Below are 14,315 nucleotides of genomic sequence, written 5' to 3'. Positions count from 1 at the left end.
TTCGGCTGAGTAGCCGCGCGACTAGAGTGGCGAGTCGTGGACGAGCTGCCGATCGCTGAGTTCGGGTTTCCCGGGGAGTTGCGCGACAAGCTGGTCGCGGCCGTGCTCGACGGCAGCAAGACGACCACGACCGGCCTGCTGCAGGACTACGAGCTCGACCAGGAGCCGTTGCCGGTCGTCGGGCGGCGGGCCGCGGTCGTCGACTCGGCCGGGCGGCGCGTCGGGGTGATCGAGGTCGTCGAGGTCCGCGTGGCCCGGCTCGGCGACGTCGACCTCGGCCACGCCGTCGACGAAGGCGAGGGGGACGCCACCGTCGCGCAGTGGCGGGAGACGCACGAGCGCTTCTGGCACGGCCCGGAGTACCGGGGCTGGCTGGGCGACCCCGCGTTCACCGTCGACGACGACACGCGCGCGGTGTTGCAGCGCTTCCGGCTCGTGCCCTAGACCCCGGGCATGTCGGCCGACCCGGTCACGGCCCGGACGGTCGCGTCCGCCACGGCGCGTACCGCGTCCGTCTCCAGCCCGCCGACCGAGATGCGAATCGCGGGCGGCGTGGCGATGCGGTACAGCGCGCCGGGCGCCACCGCGAATCCCGCCTCCCGCAGCCGCGCCACCGCGGTCGTCTCGTCGGGCACCGACACCCAGACGTTGAGCCCCGTGCGGCCGGTGACCGTCTGGTTTCTGGCCCGCAGCGCTTCCACGAGGGCCGTTCGACGGGTTTCGTACTCTTCTTTCGCCGTCGCCACCGTCTCCGCCACGACCGGGTCGGACCACAGATCGGCGACGAGCCGCTGAAGGAGCAGCGACACCCACCCGGTGCCGACGCGCTGCCGCCCGACGAGCCGCCCGATGCTGGTGGCGTCGCCGGCGACCACGGCAAGCCGGAGGTCGGGCCCATAGGACTTGCTGACCGACCGTACGAATCCCCACGCCCCCGTAGCCCCGGCCAACGGATGCAGCGCGTCGACGGAGAGCTCCCCGGCATGGTCGTCCTCGATCACGAGCACATCGGGGTGCGCGGCGAGCACGGCGCGAAGCCCCGTGGCCCGGGCTGCCGTCACGCTGGCCCCGGTAGGATTGTGCGCGCGGCTGGTCACGACGAACGCGCGAGCCCCAGCGCGCAGCGCGTCCGCGAGCCGCCGAGGGTCCGGCCCGTCCTCGTCGACGGGCACCGGCACCGCCCGCAACCCGAGCGCCGCCACGAGATCGAGCAGATTCGCCCACCCGGGATCCTCGACGGCGACGCGGTCACCGGGCAGCAGATGCGCGTTGAGCAGCCGCTCGATCCCGTCGAGCGCACCCCCGGCCACGGCCAGCTCACTCGCGTCGACCCCGTCGCGCTCGAGCCGCTCTTCGGCCGCGGCGCGCAACGGCGGATGCACGGTCCCGGCGGCGTACCCGGTAGACGTCCCCGCCGCGGCGGCGCGCGCGAGGGCCGGCCCGAGGTCGGGCAGCAGCCGGGGATCGGGCGCCCCGGTGGCCAGATCGAGCACGCCGTCGGGCACTTCGAGCCGAAACTGCCCCCGCGCCGGCGCCACGGCAGGCCGGGGCCGCACCCGAGTACCGTGCCGCCCCGCCGACTCAGCGATCCCGCGCTGTCGCAACGCCTGATACGCGGCGGCGACGGTCGCGGGACTGACCCCGAGCTGCGTGGCCGCGGCGCGAATCGGCGGGAGCGGGTCACCGGCCTGCAGGCTGCCGGAGCGCACACCGGCTTCGACGGCGGCGGAGATTTCGCTCGCCGTACGCCCAGCCAGCGCAAAGCCCACGGTCACGCTCCCGACCCTATAGCCCACCAGCCCCACGCCGACTCGCCCGCCGCGCGATCAGGCATGGAACCGCTGACAGCGCCCCATGACGCCTTCGGCCGGCTACGTCTTGCCGCGTACCTTCCCCGGGGACGCCGTGACGTGGATCGAGCCCTGGGAGTCCCTGGAGCGCGACTGGTGCGGCGAGGCGTCGGGGTTCACTGAGTGGCTGCGCCTGGAGTCCGAACCCGAGGTACTGCGCTCGGTCGCCATCGATTTCGTGGCCCTGCCCGAGCCGGCAACAACGGCAATGCTGGCGGACCTCCGCCTTCCGCTCCGCCGGGGGATGAGGGTTGAGGAGGTGTTCGCGGTGTGCGGTTCGCCGCGGGAGACGCTGAGCTTCGTCGGCGACCGCACGACGTATGAGTTCCGGGTGGGCTCCTCTGAGTCCTACGACGTGAGCTGCACAGTCCATCACGGCGATGGGCTGATCTACATCACGGTGCACACGTCTTCGTCGGTATCGCGGTTCTCGACTTGGTCAGGGAGGTAGACGCAGAGGAAGTACTCGGCGAAGACGCCGGTCACGGGGTGCACGCGGCTGCTGAGATCTCGCACGACTTAGCAGTGGATGCCGGTCTCCGCGATGGTTTCGCGGACCGCGACGGTGCGGAGCCGTACGCAGGCAAGGAGTGGACCGACAGCGGCGAGAACCGGGATCGCCGTCAGTTCGAGCAGCGCGAGATCGGCGAAAGCCGTCCCGTGCCTTGCCCTCCGGAGCTAACAGGGATGATCCGCGCCCACATCCGCGAGTTCGGCGTCGGACCTGACGGCCGCACCTTCGTCGGCGAGCGCAACGGCAGGGAGATGCCCAAGCTCACGATCGTGCGCGCGTAGAAGCACGCTCGTGCGGCGATCTTCACCTCGGATGTGCTCTCGTCGCCGCTGGCGAAGCGCCCGTACGATCTGCGTCATGCGGCGGTTCAACATGGCTGAACGGTGGGGTGCCCGCCACCCAGGTCGCCGAGTGGGCCGGGCAATTCGTTGAGGTCTTGCTACGTATCTACGCAAAGTGGTTGGACGGTGGGAAGGAAGCACTACAGCAACGCGTCGAAGTCGCACTTGGTGGCAAGCGCCTATGACCCAGCCTCGTGAGAATCTCCTTCGACATCGAAGTGCCCCATGATGGCATCGAGCAGCTCGTCTGGGTTTGAAATCCGTGCGAGCTTAGACAATCTGGTTATCGCGGAGGGAATCTGAAGGAGTGGATCAGCCAAGCCAAGCTCACGGGCGATGGCGCGGGCCTGCTTAAGCCCTTCTACAACAATGTCCATCTCGAACTTGCCACCAAACCCAATTAGGGCCATATCGGCGAGAGCCCTACTTGCGGGGTCTGATGCTCTGAATGCCTTAGCGGCACCGACAAGCGCGTATCGCTGCCACTCGGGCAAGGATTGTGGATTATTTCGAGCGGCCTCCCGATAGAAGGCGACAAGGTCTTTCATGGGGCTCGTCTGCCACGCCCACCACGACGGTCGTGAAAGGACCACTGCGGCAGACCTAGGTTGCCAGCTATCTTGCTCCGCAAGCCAAACCAGATCTTCAATGTGTACAACTACATCAGCAACGAAGTCGAGTGCAAGCTGTCGGTTAAGAGTCACCGTCCGATCGAGGGCGGTGGTAATCGAACTTTCGCTGGTGCCGGCTGCAAGATCTTGATCGCGCAGACTGTCAATTAGGGCTGACGTGCCAAAGCACCGAACTCCAAATTCTCGGGCAAGGCGACGCAATCCTATGTCGTCGCTCCACAGTGGCACATCTTCGTCGTGGGCAAGTTGGACGGATTCCAGCCAGCCCAACTGGCGCTCTCCTGCCGCTAGGTCTTGGAATAGCGTCAAGCCGTTGCGAAGTGGTTTGGAGGAGAAGTTCTCGGCAAGATCCTCGACGGCTTGGATGCGACGAAGCTGTCTGATGTATTCATCCTCGGGAAGTTCCCAGAAGACACCCGACTTCGTGTTCGAGTCCCAGCCGAATGTTCCGGGACTGCCGGCGAGCGAGCGAATCTCGAACCCGGCAGCATATATGTCGTAGGCGGTACCAGTTGATATGTGCAGTGCGGGGAACTGGCCCTCAAGTGGAGTTGATGACCGCAGCGCTGTAAGTGAAAGTATTGTTGCGGCATCGGCGACGACCGGCTTTCCGATTGCAGCGGTTGCAGAAGCAACGTCTACTTCATGCTCTGCGTCGTCGGCGGCTGCGCCTACGAGCGGGCCTAGTGCTCGCTGGATTAGAATGGCAGAGTGGCCCTTGCTGACGATGCTTGCCATAAATCCGCGAGGAGCATCGTGTTCCTGTGCCGCGCGAATTACTTGCCGCAAGCCCTCGGTGGCTGCATCCCTGTGGCGGGAGAGTTCTAACACTTGTTCTGCAAGAAGCTGCGGGTCGCCGTGCAATACATTGACGCCAGTGGACTCGCCAAATTCATCGATCAAGTCCTGCAATGCAGAAAACGCTTGACGGTGCAGTTCGGCAGGGACCGCTGGCTGAGCTAGCCGGCGGCGCGTTTCAAGATCGTCTTCGTCGGCTTGGCTCTCAGCCGCCGCGGGCACCGTCATACTAACAGTCGCTGGATCGACTCCGTGGGTCCTCATTACGATCTGGCCGAGAAGTGCTGTAGATATCTTCGGATCCTTGATTCGGCGCGCTAGGGCGAGGGCTTCCGAGGCTTTCGCCTCGTCCCATTCGGTCGAGTTGTTAGCCTGGAGCCACAGCTGTGCGTCCAGCGCTGATCTCACAGTCGGTTGATACTTCGCAATAACGTTGGCTGCCCGGCGCAGCCGACCCTGATTTACTTGTGAGAGAACCAGATTCCACACGTCGATGGTGGCTGGCTGAGGCCGGATGGTTAAGGCCGCGGCAAAGTCCGCTTCGGCAACGTCCCACTCTTCGCGGTTAGCGGCCATAGTGCCGAGGAACCTAAAGAGGTCGGCTCGTTCTTCCGGAAATCCGGTAGTGGCAGAGACGGCAGTCCGTGCGGCCGCCTCGGCTTCGCTGCTTTCGACCCGGATCAGACATTGCGCCTGGGCAATAAGAAGGAAGGGTTCGTTAGTGTGAGCGTAGATTGCCGCGCAGTTTTCCGCAGCTTCCTCATGTCGCCCGGCTTCGGTGAGTTCTCTAATCAAGAACTCGACCGCGATCGACTCGCGACGGGAGAGGCTTCTGAGGCTTGGCAGTGCGGCGTCAAGGTTTACCCTCGCTTCAAGGAGTGCCGCAATAAGCTCCAGGTACGTTTCGGGGACGATGGAAGCGTCTGATAAAGGAGCAAGGCGGCGCCGTTCATCTACACCTAGTAAAGCCAGCGCGACACTCGCTTTTACAGCATCCTCGTAATCTTTCTCCGTGAAGGCCCTGTCGATTTCGAGGAGCCAGAGCTTCTCTTGTTCGCTCTCTGTGAGGTTGAGGGTGCCGACGCGAAGTTTTGCGACCCTGTCCTCAACCGAATTGCCCAGGCGCGTAGACAGCTCTGGAAGAAGCTCACGCCTTCCGGCGGCCCATGCGGCATACAAAGCATGTCGCCGAATTCTCGGATGTTCCGCCTCCTCATCTGAGGCTGATCCGTCCGGGGGTTTAAGGCAGATCGCTAGCGCCTTGGCGTATTGCCCATCGAGGCCCTGTGCGCGCACTAGGTGTGTTAGATATGGGATCGTCGGGCCCGACCAGCTGCGGCGTTGCGCGATGGCCGTCTCCAATAAGCGAATAGCATCGGTTAGATCGCTAGTTTGCCGTCGGCTGGACGACGATCGTCTTATGTGTGCGAGGGCAAGGACTAACATGGCGTTCGTGTTTTCCGGCTCTGCCTCGAAGGCAAGGCGTGCGTGATGGCATGCGCCGTCGACGTCGCCACTACGAGACCGGTTTTCACTCAGCAATGTTTGGACCAGCTGGTCTCCGCGAATCTCCGTGCCGCCAGTCAAAAGTCGCTGATCTATATTGAAAGGGCCTGCGTCGTCCTCGGGTTGGCCTAGCAGGGTCTCGGCGACAAGAACGGTCAGGCTGTTCTCGCCAGCTTCCTTCGCGTCGTCCAAGAGTGCTTTCGACCGCGGACGGTCCTTATAAGCAACGTTTATTGCGGCCGCAGCGAGAAATTTGCCTCGCTGCGCTGGCTTCGCGAGAGCGGCTCGTTCAAGAGCATCGGCGCTCAAAGCAAGTAGGTCATGTTCCGCGGCGTACGACGCCAACGCTTGCCAAGAAGCGGGGGCCTGACGTTGCATCCAGCTGGGAGAAGTGGCAAGGATCGAGCTGGCAATGCCAAAGGCGTTATTTCTGCCTTCTGCCAGATGCAGTGCCAGTACGGCTCTGTCCGTAATGTCTGCTGTTGGATCCTCTGTTAGCTTCTCGCGAACGGTTGGTGGAATCTTGGAAAGCGCGAATTCGAATAGCTGGGTCGCGCGCGACTCAAGACCGCTCGCGAGGTGTGTCCACTCGAGATCGGCGTCCTGGATCGTCTGTTGTCGCGATACTTCCACCTTGAAGTTTTTGCCCGTCGACATGATTGTGCGCTCTGAAATGACTTGCCAGTATGCCTGTTTGTCTTCCAGGTCGACCAACACTACAACGACAGGCAGGGCGTGATTCAGCCATAAGCGGGCCTTCTTGGCATTGAATGGAAAGAACCAGCCGCTATCTGACGGCTTGTTGAAGTAGCTCTTCCCGGTTTTGATCTGGATGGCGATGAGGCGTCCGGTGCCGTCCTCGCCGATAGCCTTCTCAACGTGGGCGTCGATTCCTTGGTCGCTAACGGTTTGCTCCCGGAAGAGCCATCCCAAATCCAGCGTTGCTCGCTCGACCAGGTTGACTCCGGCCCGATTCGTGAATTCGCTCATCAACGCCTCATGTCGATACGCGCCTGTGCGTATCCGAGATGGTACCGGCTGCCGTTGCGCTGACCTACTCGGACGCACAGTCGATCCGCTTTCGGCAGTGTCGGCCAGTATGCCGGCGCTGTTCAGTGACGCGTCTCAAGCAGGGCTATGGGTTGGGGAGGCGACAGACGGGCAGCGGGCGAGTGGGTGACGAGGCCGGGTTGGATGCAGAGGCCGCATGCTGTCGGGCGTCCTCGTCGGACTTGGGAACCGGTTGGGAACAGGCGGCCGCTCAGGGCCGGTGATGGCCAGTGACGGCCGGACGCAACAAACAAGCCCTTGACCGCGTCTCCGCTGGTCAAGGGCTTCTTGCGGCTGGTACTGCGTGGTGCCCCCGGCAGGATTCGAACCTGCGCCCCCGCCTCCGGAGGGCGGTGCTCTATCCCCTGAGCTACGGGGGCCTTACGACCTCGAACAGACTAGCAGAACCCCCACCCGCCCCACGAACTGGTTCCCCTGCGTTGCGTGGGACGGGTGGCAAAAGGGCGGCACTACGAGGACAGCGGCTGCGCGCCGAGGTCCTTGAGCTTCTCCGTCAGCTGCGAGATGTCGTACGACTGGGACACGCGGATCTTCTCCGCGGCGTCGCGGACCTCAGGATCCTTGGCGTCCTTGGCGGCGATCTCCGCCATGTGGATGCCGCCCAGGTGGTGGCGCAGCATGAGCTGGCACCAGAGGGTGTCGAACTCCTTGCCCTGGGAGGACTTGAGCTTCTTCAGCTCGGCGTCCGAGGCCATGCCGGGCATGCGGCCGTCGGCCTGGAGGGTGTTCATGCCGGACGGCATCCACGCCATGGGGCGGTTGGACGACGTGGGGGAGAGGTGCCACTCCGTCAGCCAAGTTTGCATCTGGCCGATCTGCCACTGCTGGCTCGCGGCGATGTCGTACCCCAGGTTGCGGATGTCGTCGGTCGTGCCGAGACGGTACGCGAACATCCCCATCTCGACCGCCTGTGCGTGGTGCACGCTCATGTCGCGGGCGAAGCCGGCGTCGATGGAGGACTCGCCGGGGCGGTTCATGATCGGGATGAGGTACCCGATCGCGATGCCCGTCACCAAGAGGAGTACGGCGGCGAGCGCGCCCAGGCTCAGGCGCGCCCGCCGTGAAGGTTGCGCGAACACGGGCTAGTTGCTGCCCATCTGCGTCGTGCCGTCCTTGCCGAGGTCACGCGGCGTGCTGCCGGTCTCGGTGATGATGTCGCCGCTGGAGCACGGGGTGCCGGCCTCGAGCGTCGCGTTCTGGCGCAGCGCCTTGATGAACTCGTCGATGCGCTTGTCGCTCGCGTTGTCGACCTTGAGCTGGTAGCCCCACGCCTGCAGCGAGATCGGGGCGTCCAGGTTCGGGTACGGGCTCATGAGCATGTAGTCGTTGCCGCGCACACGCTTGGCCAGGGCCTCGACCTGGTCGGCCGGGAGGCTCGGGTTGTACGTGATCCAGACGGCGCCGTGCTCCATGCTGTGCAGCGCGTGCTCGCTGGCGATCTGGGACGTGTAGACGTCACCCAGGCAGCGCTGCCAGTTCGGGTTGTGGTTGCCGGCGACGGGCGGGCTCAGCTTGTAGGTCTGCGGGCCCCACACGTGCTCGCGCTGGCCGACCATGGCCTTGTCGAGCTTGTAGTAGTCCTTCAGGCCGCTGATCTGGTCCGCGCGGTCGCGCCAGCCCAGGCCGTTCTCGTACACCTGGTAGCCGGCGAAGCCCACGATGCCCAGGGCCAGCACGCCGACCGTGGTGAACAGCGCGATCGGGCCCCAGCTCATGCCCTGCTTGACCTTGACCGGCGCGATCTTCTTGGCCGCGGGCCGGGCGGTGGCGGGCCGCTTCCCGGCCGGGGCCGTCTTGCGGGCCGGAGCCGACTTGCGCGGGTTCGCCTTGGGCTTGGCCGGGGTCGCGGTCTCCGCGGATTCCGAGACTTCCGAATCCTCGACGGCGTCCACATCCTCCAGGTCGGCGTCCTCGTCGCCGCCCTGCTTCGGCTTCGCGCCGGAGACAGCCTTGGTGGACGGCTTACGGTTGCCGCCACCGTGCTGGGTGCTCATGCTCATCTCGTCGCCTCGCAACGCTCAGCGTTGTGCTCGCTCATCGGGCCTCGTCTGGTCAACGGTCGGGGGTCGCGGCGGGGAACTGCTCCGGTGGCTCCCTCCCCCGCGGGGGGAATCCGGTTCCAGCCGTCCCGCATTGTGACCAGCACAACGGGCCGCCGCCAAGTACCGGAGTCTACCCCCGATAGCATTTGTCGGTGACTCCCGCTGAACTCGCCGTAGCAGTCCTCGCCGCCGCCCGCGCGGCCATCACCGAGCGTGACCTCGACGCGTCCGTGCTTCCGGCGACGACCAGCGTGGAGCGACCCCGAAACCCGGAGCATGGTGACTATGCGTCCAATATCGCCCTGCAGTTGGGCAAGCGGGTCGGGCTGAACCCGCGCGAACTGGCCGCGGCGGTCGCGAAAAACTTGCAGGAAACTCCCGGGATCGGCAGTGTGGAGATCGCCGGGCCTGGATTCCTCAACATCCGGCTCGCGGCCGGGGCCGTGGGCGAGCTCGCCGGGCTCATCGTGCGGGCGGGGCGTGGCTACGGCCGCAGCGAGACCCTGGCCAAGGAGAAGGTCAACCTGGAGTTCGTCTCGGCGAACCCCACCGGCCCCGTCCACCTCGGCCACACCCGCTGGGCCGCCGTCGGCGACGCGCTGGGCCGCATCCTGAGCGCGGCCGGCGCCGACGTGACGCGCGAGCACTACATCAACGACGCCGGCGTGCAGATGAACCGGTTCGGCGAGTCCGTCATGGCCGCCGCGCACGGGCAGCCCACGCCGCCGGACGGCTATCCTGGCGAATACGTCCAGGACATTGCCAACGCCATCAAAGCCGCCGATCCGGACATTCTGCAGCTGCCGGAGGAGGAGCAGCAAGCGGCGTTCCTCCAGAAGGCGTACGAGAAGATGCTCCAGGAGATGCGGGACAGCCTCGAGCGGTTCGGCGTCCACTTCGACGTGTGGTTCTCCGAGAAGACGCTGCACGAGGGCGGCGCGGTCGAGCACGCCCTCGACGAGCTGCGCAAGCAGGGCCACGTCTTCGAGCAGGACGGTGCCGTCTGGCTGCGTACGACCGACTTCGGCGACGACAAGGACCGGGTGCTGATCCGCTCCAACGGCGAGAAGACCTACTTCGCCGCCGACGCCGCGTACTACATCAACAAGCGCGAGCGCGGCTTCGAGCGGTGCATCTACATGCTCGGCGCGGACCACCACGGCTACATCGGCCGCCTCAAGGCCATCGCGGCCTGCGCCGGAGACGACCCGCGGCGCAACATCGAGGTGCTCATCGGCCAGCTGGTGAGCCTGCTGCGCGGCGGCGAGCCGGTCCGGCTGAGCAAGCGCGCCGGCACGCTGATCACCCTCGACGAGCTCATCGACGCCGTCGGCGTGGACGCGGCCCGGTACTCGCTGGCCCGCTCCTCCACCGACTCGCCGCTGACGCTGGACATCGAGGTCATCACGCGGCAGAAGAACGACAACCCGGTCTTCTACGTGCAGTACGTCGGGGCGCGCATCTCGTCGATCGCGCGCAACGCGGCCGAGTATGGATACGAGCGCTCCGAGACGTACGACGCGGCTCTGCTGGTACACGAGAAGGAACTGGATCTTCTGAAGGCGCTCGGGGACTTCCCCGGCATCGTCGCCACCGCGGCGGAGCTGCGCGAGCCGCATCGCGTGGCACGCTATCTGGAGGACCTGGCCGGGGAGTACCACCGGTTCTACGACAACTGCCTCGTCCTGCCCCGGGGCGACGACCCGTTCACGGAGACGCACCGGGCCCGGCTCTGGCTCAACGCCGCCACCCGGCAGGTCATCGTCAACGGCCTGGACCTGCTCGGCGTCTCCGCGCCGGAACAGATGTAGAGGAAGACATGCGCGCACACGAGGCTGGGGCGCTCCACGCGGACCTCGGCTCCAACGGACCGTCCTGGCTGCGTACGCCGCAGGACGTGAACGCGTTGGTCCCGATCCTGTGGCCCAAAACGGTCACGCGCGGAGCAAGCGGACAAATTGTGGTCGGCGGCGTTGAGGTCGGGCAAATCGCCCGAGATCACGGCACGCCAGCCTACGTTCTGGACGAAGCGGACTTCCGGGACAGATGCCGGAATTTCCGGAACGCCTTCGGCGGAGCCGAGGTCTACTACGCCGGCAAGGCCTTCCTCGCCACGGCCGTGGTCAGGATCCTCGTGGAGGAGGGCCTCAGCCTGGACGTCTGTACCGGCGGTGAGCTGGCGGTCGCCTTGAAGGGCGGCATGCCGCCGGAGCGCATCGGCCTGCACGGCAACAACAAGTCCGTCGAGGAGCTCACCGCCGCCGTCGAGGCCGGCGTCGGCCGGATCATCGTCGACTCCTTCGACGAGATCGAGCGGCTCACCCGGATCGCGATCGAGTCCGGCAGGCGCCCCAACGTGATGGTCCGGGTGACCGTCGGCGTGGAGGCGCACACGCACGAGTTCATCGCCACCGCGCACGAGGACCAGAAGTTCGGCTTCTCGCTGGCCGGCGGCGCCGCGGCCGAGGCGGTCGACAAGATCCTCGCCGACGACGTGCTGGACCTGCGCGGCCTGCACTCGCACATCGGCTCGCAGATCTTCGACGCCTCCGGCTTCGAGGTCGCCGCCCGGCGGCTGCTGTCGCTGCAGGCCCGCATCAACGAGGTGCACGGCCGCGAGCTGCCCGAGCTCGACCTCGGGGGCGGGTTCGGCATCGCGTACACCACGCAGGACGAGCCCGCCGACCCGCACGACCTGGCCGGGGACCTGCTGCGGATCGTCAAGCAGGAGTGCGCCGCGCTGCACCTGAGCGTGCCGCACCTCTCCGTCGAGCCGGGCCGGGCCATCGTCGGGCCGGCGATGTTCACCCTCTACGAGGTCGGCACGGTCAAGGACGTCGACGGCATCCGCACGTACGTCTCCGTCGACGGTGGCATGAGCGACAACATCCGCACCGCGCTGTACGACGCGGCCTACTCGGCCACCGTGGCCGGACGGGCGTCGTCCGAACCGCCGATTCTCGCCCGCGTGGTGGGAAAACATTGCGAGTCCGGGGACATCGTCGTGAAAGATGAATTCCTGCCGGCCGACGTCAAGGCCGGAGATCTTCTTGCGGTCCCGGGCACCGGCGCCTACTGCCGCAGCATGGCGAGCAACTACAACCACGTGCCCCGCCCGCCGGTCGTGGCGGTGGCCGACGGTGCGTCGCGCGTCATCGTCCGCCGGGAGACCGTGGACGATCTGCTGAGACTGGACGTGGGGTGACAGATGCCGCAATCGGTGAAGGTAGCGCTGCTGGGCTGCGGGACCGTCGGTTCCGAGGTGGTCCGCCTGCTGCACGAGCAGGAGGACGACCTCACGGCCCGCATCGGCGCGCCGCTGGAGCTGGTGGGCGTCGCCGTCCGCCGCCTCAACAAGACGCGTGAGCTGCCGATCGACCCCGCCCTGTTCACCACCGACGCGCTCGGGCTCGTCACGCGCGACGACGTCGACGTGGTGGTCGAGGTCGTCGGCGGCATCGAGCCGGCCCGGACCTGGCTGCTGGAGGCCCTGCACGCCGGCAAGAGCGTGGTCACGGCCAACAAGGCGCTGCTCGGCGAGGACGGCGCCACCCTGCACAAGGCGGCCGCGGACTGCGGCGCGGACCTGTACTACGAGGCCTCCGTCGCCGGCGCCATTCCGCTCCTGCGCCCCCTGCGCGACTCGCTGCACGGCGACCGGATCACGCGGGTGACCGGCATCGTCAACGGCACCACGAACTTCATCCTGTCCTCGATGGACGCCACCGGCGCCGGCTTCGCCGAGGCGCTCGAGGAGGCGACCGCGCTGGGCTACGCCGAGGCCGACCCGACCGCCGACGTCGAGGGCTTCGACGCCGCCGCCAAGGCCGCGATCCTCGCCTCGATGGCCTTCCACAGCCGGGTCACCTCGGCCGACGTCCACCGCGAGGGCATCACCGAGGTCACCGCGGCCGACGTGGCCAGCGCGAAGGCCATGGGCTGCACGATCAAGCTGCTGTGCATCGCGTCGAAGGCCAACGGGGCCGTCTCGGTGCGCGTGCACCCGGCGATGATCCCGCGCACGCACCCGCTCGCGGGCGTCGGCGACGCGTTCAACGCCGTGTTCGTCGAGGCCGAGGCGGCCGGGCAGCTGATGTTCTACGGCCGCGGCGCGGGCGGCGCCCCGACCGCCTCCGCGGTGCTCGGGGACGTCGTCGCCGTGGCCCGCAACCGCCTCGCCGGCGTGCGCAGCGCGTCCGAGTCCGCCTACGCGGACCTCCCGGTCTCGCCGATCGGGGACGTGTTCACGCGGTACCACATCAGCCTGGACGTCTCCGACAAGGCCGGCGTGCTCGCCGCGGTCGCGGGCGTCTTCGCCAAGCACGGCGTCAGCATCGCGACCGTGAACCAGTCCGGCCGCGGCAACCAGGCCGTGCTCGTCATCGTCACGCACGCCGCGCCGGATCGCGCCCTCGCCGCGACCGTCGCCGAGCTGCGGGCACTGGACATCGTTCGCGCCGTGGCGAGCGTCCTGCGGGTCGAAGGGGAGTAAGGCGCCATGTGGCGTGGATTGATCGAGGAATTCCGGGACCGTCTCCCGGTCGGGCCGCAGACTCCGGTGATCACGCTGCAGGAGGGCAACACGCCGCTCCTGCCGGCGCCGGAGCTCTCCGCGCGCACGGGCTGCGACGTGTACCTCAAGGTCGAGGGGGCCAACCCGACCGGCTCGTTCAAGGACCGCGGCATGACGGTGGCGGTCTCCAAGGCTGTCGAGGACGGCGCGAAGGCGATCATCTGCGCCTCCACCGGCAACACGTCGGCCTCGGCCGCCGCGTACGCCGCCCGGGCCGGCATCACCTGCGCCGTGCTCGTGCCGACGGGCAAGATCGCCCTCGGCAAGCTCGCCCAGGCCCTCGTGCACGGCGCCCGCCTGCTGCAGGTGACGGGCAACTTCGACGACTGCCTGGCGCTGGCCAGCAAGCTGTCGCTGGACTACCCGGTCTCGCTGGTCAACTCGGTGAACCCGGACCGGCTGCAGGGCCAGAAGACCGCGTCCTTCGAGATCGTGCGCACGCTCGGCGACGCGCCGCACATCCACTGCCTGCCGGTCGGCAACGCGGGCAACATCACCGCGTACTGGATGGGTTACAAGGAGGAGGTCGAGGCCGGCAACGCCACCCGGCGCCCGCGCATGTTCGGCTTCCAGGCCTCCGGCGCCGCCCCGATCGTCCGGGGCGAGGTGGTGCGCGAGCCGAGCACGATCGCCACCGCCATCCGCATCGGCAACCCGGCGAGCTGGACGAAGGCGATCGACGCCCGCGACGAGTCCGGCGGCCTCATCGACGCCGTGACCGACCGCGACATCCTGCAGGCGTACCGGCTGCTGGCCCGCTCGGTCGGCGTCTTCGTGGAGCTGGGCAGCGCGGCGAGCGTGGCCGGCCTGCTGCAGGCGACCGCGCAGGGCCGCATCGAGCCCGGCCAGACGATCGTGTGCACGGTGACGGGCCACGGGCTGAAGGACCCCGAGTGGGCGATCTCCACGGCCCCCGCGCCGACGACGATCCCCGCCGAGCCCCTCGCCGCCGCGAAGGCGCTCGACCTGGCCTGAGGTTTCTGGCCCA

Annotated in this window: 11 protein-coding genes and 1 tRNA gene; 7 read left to right on the top strand and 5 right to left on the bottom strand. The window is 67.1% G+C overall.

The genetic code is table 11. From position 1 onward, the window contains the following. Positions 1–36: 36 nt before the first annotated feature. Positions 37–444, top strand: a complete 408-nt coding sequence (locus AC6JBM_RS37515) for an ASCH domain-containing protein (RefSeq protein WP_497978636.1) — start codon at positions 37–39, stop codon at positions 442–444. Here AC6JBM_RS37515 and AC6JBM_RS37510 read toward each other — a convergent pair. Beyond that, positions 441–1,775, bottom strand: coding sequence for an aminotransferase class I/II-fold pyridoxal phosphate-dependent enzyme (locus AC6JBM_RS37510; RefSeq protein WP_497986606.1), 1,335 nt, complete (start codon positions 1,773–1,775; stop codon positions 441–443). The two genes, AC6JBM_RS37515 and AC6JBM_RS37510, sit on opposite strands and share 4 nt — an antisense overlap. 130 nt (positions 1,776–1,905) lie before the next feature. On the opposite strand from AC6JBM_RS37510, the gene AC6JBM_RS37505 reads away from it, so the two are divergent. Beyond that, a complete protein-coding gene (locus AC6JBM_RS37505) occupies positions 1,906–2,301 on the top strand; it encodes a hypothetical protein (RefSeq protein WP_497978635.1) in 396 nt (131 codons plus the stop codon). A 74-nt stretch (positions 2,302–2,375) separates the two neighbouring features. Continuing rightward, positions 2,376–2,645, top strand: a complete 270-nt coding sequence (locus tag AC6JBM_RS37500; RefSeq protein ID WP_497978634.1) for a hypothetical protein — start codon at positions 2,376–2,378, stop codon at positions 2,643–2,645. Positions 2,646–2,884: 239 nt separating this feature from the next. On the opposite strand, the gene AC6JBM_RS37495 is transcribed toward AC6JBM_RS37500, so the two are convergent. The 4 genes from AC6JBM_RS37495 to AC6JBM_RS37480 all read right to left on the bottom strand — a co-directional run bounded on the left by AC6JBM_RS37495 (position 2,885) and on the right by AC6JBM_RS37480 (position 8,427). After that, on the bottom strand, positions 2,885–6,631 hold the full coding sequence (locus tag AC6JBM_RS37495; RefSeq protein ID WP_497978633.1) for a DUF4365 domain-containing protein: 3,747 nt from the start codon (positions 6,629–6,631) through the stop codon (positions 2,885–2,887). 365 nt (positions 6,632–6,996) lie between these two features. Next, a tRNA-Arg gene (locus AC6JBM_RS37490) sits at positions 6,997–7,071 on the bottom strand. Positions 7,072–7,161: 90 nt separating this feature from the next. Continuing rightward, complete coding sequence (locus tag AC6JBM_RS37485; protein ID WP_497978632.1) at positions 7,162–7,725, bottom strand: DUF305 domain-containing protein; 564 nt, start codon at positions 7,723–7,725, stop codon at positions 7,162–7,164. Between the two features lie 69 nt (positions 7,726–7,794). Further along, complete coding sequence (locus AC6JBM_RS37480) at positions 7,795–8,427, bottom strand: thioredoxin-like domain-containing protein (protein ID WP_497986605.1); 633 nt, start codon at positions 8,425–8,427, stop codon at positions 7,795–7,797. Positions 8,428–8,906: 479 nt separating this feature from the next. On the opposite strand from AC6JBM_RS37480, the gene argS reads away from it, so the two are divergent. The 4 genes from argS to thrC are packed head-to-tail and all read left to right on the top strand — an operon-like array spanning position 8,907 to position 14,302. Then, positions 8,907–10,565 carry an arginine--tRNA ligase gene (gene argS, locus AC6JBM_RS37475; protein WP_497978631.1) on the top strand — a complete coding sequence of 553 codons (1,659 nt, stop codon included), beginning with the start codon at positions 8,907–8,909 and terminating at the stop codon, positions 10,563–10,565. Positions 10,566–10,573: 8 nt separating this feature from the next. Beyond that, complete coding sequence (gene lysA / locus AC6JBM_RS37470) at positions 10,574–11,959, top strand: diaminopimelate decarboxylase (protein WP_497978630.1); 1,386 nt, start codon at positions 10,574–10,576, stop codon at positions 11,957–11,959. A gap of 15 nt (positions 11,960–11,974) precedes the next feature. Beyond that, positions 11,975–13,246: a homoserine dehydrogenase gene (locus AC6JBM_RS37465; RefSeq protein ID WP_350616429.1), complete on the top strand. Its 1,272-nt coding sequence runs from the start codon at positions 11,975–11,977 to the stop codon at positions 13,244–13,246. A 6-nt stretch (positions 13,247–13,252) separates the two neighbouring features. Continuing rightward, positions 13,253–14,302, top strand: coding sequence for a threonine synthase (gene thrC / locus AC6JBM_RS37460; RefSeq protein ID WP_497978629.1), 1,050 nt, complete (start codon positions 13,253–13,255; stop codon positions 14,300–14,302). The last annotated feature ends 13 nt before the right edge of the window (positions 14,303–14,315 follow it).

The organism is Dactylosporangium thailandense (genome assembly GCF_059739745.1).
Note: the sequence above shows the minus strand (reverse complement) of the source record. Positions and strands in the feature narration are given on the sequence as shown.